Annotated in this window: 6 protein-coding genes; 2 read left to right on the top strand and 4 right to left on the bottom strand. The window is 61.0% G+C overall.

Features of this window, described 5'->3' with window-relative positions; translation table 11 throughout:
* The 4 genes from ACVOLQ_RS22200 to ACVOLQ_RS22185 form a co-directional block, all read right to left on the bottom strand.
* A partial coding sequence (locus ACVOLQ_RS22200; protein ID WP_481529330.1) for a DUF6959 family protein occupies window positions 1-79 on the bottom strand: 79 nt, incomplete at its 3' end.
* A gap of 892 nt (window positions 80-971) precedes the next feature.
* Window positions 972-1349, bottom strand: coding sequence for a hypothetical protein (locus tag ACVOLQ_RS22195; protein ID WP_481529329.1), 378 nt, complete (start codon window positions 1347-1349; stop codon window positions 972-974).
* Window positions 1350-1426: 77 nt separating this feature from the next.
* Window positions 1427-1846, bottom strand: a complete 420-nt coding sequence (locus tag ACVOLQ_RS22190; RefSeq protein ID WP_313173188.1) for a DUF4279 domain-containing protein — start codon at window positions 1844-1846, stop codon at window positions 1427-1429.
* Between the two features lie 284 nt (window positions 1847-2130).
* Window positions 2131-3054, bottom strand: coding sequence for a LysR family transcriptional regulator (locus ACVOLQ_RS22185; RefSeq protein WP_313495812.1), 924 nt, complete (start codon window positions 3052-3054; stop codon window positions 2131-2133).
* 111 nt (window positions 3055-3165) lie between these two features.
* Here ACVOLQ_RS22185 and ACVOLQ_RS22180 point away from each other — a divergent pair, with 111 nt between their 5' ends.
* Together ACVOLQ_RS22180 and ACVOLQ_RS22175 are read left to right on the top strand one after the other, a co-directional pair.
* Window positions 3166-4677, top strand: a complete 1512-nt coding sequence (locus ACVOLQ_RS22180; RefSeq protein WP_481529328.1) for an FAD-dependent oxidoreductase — start codon at window positions 3166-3168, stop codon at window positions 4675-4677.
* A 2-nt stretch (window positions 4678-4679) separates the two neighbouring features.
* Window positions 4680-4871: a hypothetical protein gene (locus tag ACVOLQ_RS22175; protein WP_057626798.1), complete on the top strand. Its 192-nt coding sequence runs from the start codon at window positions 4680-4682 to the stop codon at window positions 4869-4871.
* The last annotated feature ends 300 nt before the right edge of the window (window positions 4872-5171 follow it).

Genomic DNA, 5171 nt, shown 5'->3' with positions numbered 1-5171 from the left:
CCGGGAACTTGCGACCAGGATGCCGGACAACGGGCATATTCGATTGGTCTGAGTAGATCTCGACGTTCTCGATGCGCATGATCTGATGCCTAACTCTGGAATTAAGCCGACCCGCGAAGCGGGTTCGGCTTGAATGAACTGTTAGGCGGCTGTGGCCAACTACTGCCCCCTGACCAATGCTGCCTTGTTTGTGTAACCGAACGCGAGTCGATCATGCCACAGCTTGCGGGATGGAGCTTGGCCGGGAAACCTTGCCGAGCGTCGCCGCCGAAGTGCGATGAAATGATTGCGACCGGGCAGTGAGGTGTAAGACAAAGTGGCGAGCTAGCCGGTGCCAAGAACAGTTGGAGCTGTTACCCGGAGCCGACCGGTGAATTGCCGATGTTGCTGCCGAGAGAGGAAGGGCCAGCCAACCAAACACACCGCCGCCTAACGCCTGAGTTAAGCCGAGCCGCGAAGCGGGTTCGGCTTGAATGAACGGTTAGGTGCCGGGCAGTGCAAGCACGCGCTGCCAAAGCAGCTCTAGCGGCTTCCACTCCGGGGGGCAGTCTAGCCACCAAGAATGGCGCAAAAAGGTCTCGCCGTGTTGTATCTCTACATAGCAATTTTGCCCGCCAAAGCCGAGTGTAGGTGCTGGTACAGCAGGTATGGGGTGCCCGTGAAGCTCGGATAGCCACCCAAGAACAATCACGCTTGGAAGAGTAAATGCCCTGTACTCCAAGCTGGGGTCAATCCGGCCCTGATCTCGGAGCGAGGGGATTACTAGATCAGACTCGATCTGTCGAAACCCGCGAAAAGTGTCACCCGCCTGATGAAGCTCGACCAAAAGGCTGCTCGTGCCCTTACGGCTGCGGGTCCAACATCTAACGACAAAGAAAGACTCTTCCACGGCACCTAACTCTGGAATTAAGCCGACCCGCGAAGCGGGTTCGGCTTGAATGAATTGTTAGGTGCCATCGAAGCGATAGACACTAGCTTGCGATGTCCATCTTGGCTGACCCGTAAAGGCGAACTGACCGCTCAAGAGATGGAGAGCCTTCATGCTCTGGGTATGAGGACACACTGATCACCCAATTTTGACCAAAGAACACAAGTTCGAGTGGGGTCAGCTTAGTGAGGAAGAGCAATGCCAACTGTTCCTCAGAGCTTGCAGTGAAGAATTCGAAGTCTGCCTTGTACTCTTCTACGCCAATTGCAGACGACCCGCCTTTGGAGCTAACGAAGCGAGCTATTTTGCTGAGCCAGGCGCCATAAGCATCAGCCTCTGGAAATAGCTCAATTCTCTCCATGGGGCTCTGCAATATTTTCCGAAGAGTTTCAGCTTCCTGCTTTGTGACCGGAGCAATCATTGGACCCTCTTGTGGAACCTAACTCTGGAATTAAGCCGCGCCGCGCAGCGGCGTCGGCTTGAATGAATTGTTAGCGCTCAACCCGTGCACTCGCGACTGTCCGAATACAGGTAGTAAGTGTCGAGATCTAGTCGCAAGCCGTAGAAGGCGAGCCGGGAAACGATAGTCGTTGAAACGCAGAGTCCCGCACCAATATCATTGAAGTTGCCAACTAGTTGCATGGTGCCGCCTAAGCGATGGCTGACGGCGGCAAAGGCGCTTGAGTTGGCGTCCATTTGAAGAAGAACGTCCTCCAGGTGTTCCTCCAAAGCTGCGGTACGCTCGACCCTGGAATAAAGCGACCATTTACCCGTCCGCCGTTCCCGGTGCCGAGAGTCTCGGTCTCCCTTGCGCCAAGCGCGTGTCGGAGTGGTGCCAAGCTCAGCAGACACAACCGAAGGGTCAAGGTCGTCGTCGTACACCGCGAAGTAGGCATAGCAGTTGTTGGGATCTGTCATTGAGCGCTAACTCGTATTGGACCGCCTAACAGCGGTGTAGCGCGGAGTATCCCGCGTTTTGTCCCTGCGTGGAACCGGGCGGATTCCCCCGCTGGATCAAATGTTTGTGTTCGAACGCTCTGCGCTCTATACGCTGTTTTCGGCCTGCAATAACCGCCAGCTAGCGGTCATAACAGGTAGCGATCGCTTTGCCGCGGTGTAACAACCTGCGGAAGGCCGTGGTGGTGGCACGCAAAGGTGATTTTCCTGTGCCCGTAAGTACACAAGCCAGGGCAAACGCCGCTTCACTCCACCTGTCGCACCTGTGCCTGCTCGGCAGCATTCCGCAGCGCCTGTAGAAACCTTGCCAAGGGCGCGCTCTGCGGCTCGCCGTCGCGCGTGTAAACCATTACCGGCCGTTGCCATGCAAACCCAGGTGCATCCAGCTTCACCCAATGGCCGGCAAGCAACTCGGCCTGCGCCAATCGGCTGGGCAGCAACGTGAGATAGCCGCCGTCGCGGATCATCGCGCGCATGAATTCCGGTGAGCCGCTTTCCATCGTATTGAGCGGTGGCTCCAGGCCGGCTTCGTGGAAGCGTTGCCGGAACGCGGCCTCCACCGCGCCCAGGCGCCGTCCGAATATCCAGGCCTGCTCCAGCAACTGTGCTGGCGTGATATCGCGTTGCCGCGCCAGCGGGTGGCGCACGCTGGCGAGCACACGGTACTCATCGTGCATCAGCACGTCGCTCTTGATGCGCGGGTCCGGGTCGCCGTCGCCGAAGGTGTGCAGGGTGACCACCGCGTCCAGCTCGCGCGCCAGCAGGTTGGGCAGCAGCTCGGGCAGGATGCCGCCGCTGACGTGGATGCCGATCTTCGGCCAGTGCCGGCGCAGGGCCAGCACCGCTGGCGCGACCAGCGAGCCGGCGGTGCTGGGGCCGGTGCCGATGCGCAATTGTCCCTCGGCGCCGGTCTGCAGCTCCTGCAGGCGGTCCTCGAAGCGGCGCACCGCGTCGTGGGCGGGCTGGGCGTGCTCCATCAGCAGGCGGCCCACGTCGGTGAGCCGCGCCTCGCGGCTGCCGCGCTCGAACAGGCGCGCGCCCAGTTGCTGCTCCAGCGCCTGGATGCCCTTGCTCAGGGCCTGCTGGGTGCGGCCGGTGGCCGCGGCGGCGCGGGTAAAACTGCCGTGTTCAACCACGGACAGGAAGTAGCGGAGCTGGCGTAGATCCATGGCGGGTGCACTGTAACAACCAATGGTTGTGGATCGTACGCGAATTGGTTGGCGGTTGTCGGGGCAGGGCGCTGATAGTCGGGCCTATCGCAATCTCCCGGGAGGGGAACCATGGCCAGTCGCAACGCCGTCAAACAGTGGGACCAGCAGTACGACCTCGTCATCGCCGGCTTTGGCCTGGCTGCCATGTGCGCCGCTATCGAGGCGCATGACCTGGACCCGAACCTGTCCATCCTCATTCTGGAAAAGGCCAACGAGGCCGAGACCGGCGGCAACAGCCGGGTGGCCGGGCAATCGTTGCTGATCACCAAGAACGCCAAGGTGCTGGCCGAGTACCAGCGCAAGATGAGCGTGGCCAACCCGATCCCGGAAGACATGCTGGTGCCGTGGTCCGAGGCGATGGAAGCGCTGGAGCCGTGGATCCAGGAGCGCGCCTCCCAGGCCGGTGCGCAGTTCATCCATGGCACCGGCTTCTCCGAGCGCGATGCGGTGCTGGAATTCCCTGAGTTCGGTGCACGCGAGGCGGTGCACTGCACGGCCACAATCCTGCCGATTCCCTCGGGCGTGTACCTGGCCTTCCGCGAGAACATCCGCCTGCGTCCGCGCATCCAGATCGCCTACGAGTCGCCGCTCAAGGACCTGGTGCAGGACCCGGATACGCTGGAAGTGTTTGGTGTCATTGCCGAGCAGAACGGCCAGCGCGTGGCCATCCGTGCCAACAAGGGCGTGGTGATGGCCACCGGCGGCTTTGAAGCCAACCTCGACATGCAGCGCAATTACTTCGGCCTGGCCAACCCGGCACCGCTGGGCACGCCGCACAACACCGGCGACGGCATCAAGATCCTGCAGAAGGCCGGCGCCGATCTGTGGCATATGCGCAACCAGGGCCAGTCGGGCGGCATCTGGCCGGGCTTCAAGCCGGAGGGCTTCGTCAACGGCTTCCTGCGCAATTTCTTCTGGCAGAGCTTCAGCTGGATCGAGGTGGATGCGAACACCGAGCGCTTCTACAACGAAACCGCCGAGCTGCAGCTCACCCATTACAAGGAAAAGAAGCACGGCCATTGGGTGGACACCCCGCACTATCGTGCGCAGCCGGTGCACATGATCTTTGATGCCATCACCTGCCAGTACAACAAGCTGGTGGTGGAAGTGATGAGCTGGAACCCGGTGGTACGCGGCTACAAGTGGTCCGATGACAACTCGGCGGAAATCGAGAAGGGCTGGATCCAGCAGGCCGACACGCTTGAAGAGCTGGCAGTGAAGATCAACCGTGACCCGGCCAAGCTGCGCGCGGAAGTGGAGCGCTACAACGCGGCCTGCGCGGCCAGGCACGATGCTGATTTTGGCCGCAACCCGGACACCTTGTTCCCGATCACGCAGGCGCCGTTCTACGGCGTGCGTGTTGACCCGGTGATCGTCTGCACTGGCGGTGGTGCGCGTCGCAACATCAAGTCCGAGGTGCTGGACCACGATGGCAAGCACATCCCGCGCCTGTACGAAGCCGGCGAAATGGGCTCGATGTTCTCGGACCTGTACCAGAACGGTTCGTACCTGACCGAAGCGATGATCTCCGGCCGCGCGGCAGGCCGTGAAATCGTTGGTCTTGGCAACTGGGAGGGCTGAGCATGAAGGTTGCTACCCCCGCGATGAAGCTGGACGTGCGCATCAACGACGTCAAGGCCGAGGATGGCCTGCTGGTGATGGATGGTGTCGCCGGCATGCTGCCGTGCAAGACCAGCCTGACGCCGGCAGAGTTCCGCCAGATGATGAAGCTGGCACTGCGGCCCAGCGTGTTGGCGCTGCTGTTCAAGAAGTAAGCCCGGTAGCGCCACGCAGCGCTGTTGTGTGAAGCGCTGCCTGAAGCCTTGCTTGAAAGCTTGCTTGAAGCCCCTCTCCCCCCGGGAGAGGGGTTGGGGAGAGGGTGAGGTGCGAAGCACCGCGCAGAAGCCAGAAGCCCCCTCATCCGCCCCTTCGGGGCACCTTCTCCCGCTTGCGGGAGAAGGGACTGCAAAGCAGTGCAAAGCAGTGCAAAGCAGTGCAAAGCAGTGCAAAGCAGTGCAAAGCAGTGCAAAGCAGTGCAAAGCAGTGCAAAGCAGTGCAAAGCAGTGCAAAGCAGT

It is taken from the genome of Stenotrophomonas sp. STEN031, assembly GCF_056759975.1.
Note: the sequence above shows the minus strand (reverse complement) of the source record. Positions and strands in the feature narration are given on the sequence as shown.